The following is a 440-nucleotide window of genomic DNA, read 5'->3' as shown; positions in this document are numbered from 1 at the left end:
ACAATTGAAGCCAGTTCAGGTATAGAAGCTATCAACCTCATCGAACAAAATCGAGTAGTTGATTTAATTTTTATCGACTGGCAAATGCCAAAATTGGATGGTATTGAAACAGCCCGAATAATTAAACAAAAAAGAGTAAATGTCCCTATTATACTGATGACAGCCTATGATCGTGAAGAGGCGATTCAGCAAGCTAAAAACGTATCTTTTAGTACTATTTTGGCCAAACCCTTCTCACCATCAGCCTTGGTGAATGTGATTATGGCATCGTTGGGTCATCAAGTAGTTGGCAAAAGAGAAATCAATAAAGTAAATCATGAAATAGAGAATGCGCAAAAGCTTGAAGGTGCCAAAATTCTGCTTGTGGAAGATAACGAGTTAAATCAAGAGCTCGTCTTAGAGTTGCTTAGCGATGTGGGTATTATAGTTAAAGTGGCAGA

At 37.7% G+C, this 440-nt stretch carries 1 protein-coding gene; it reads left to right on the top strand.

The window, feature by feature from the left end; all coding sequences use genetic code 11:
• On the top strand, positions 1-440 hold a 440-nt coding region (locus CJF42_RS26410), incomplete at both ends, for a response regulator (protein WP_170940803.1).

Source organism: Pseudoalteromonas sp. NBT06-2, assembly GCF_002276045.1.
Classification (GTDB): domain Bacteria; phylum Pseudomonadota; class Gammaproteobacteria; order Enterobacterales; family Alteromonadaceae; genus Pseudoalteromonas.
Note: the sequence above shows the minus strand (reverse complement) of the source record. Positions and strands in the feature narration are given on the sequence as shown.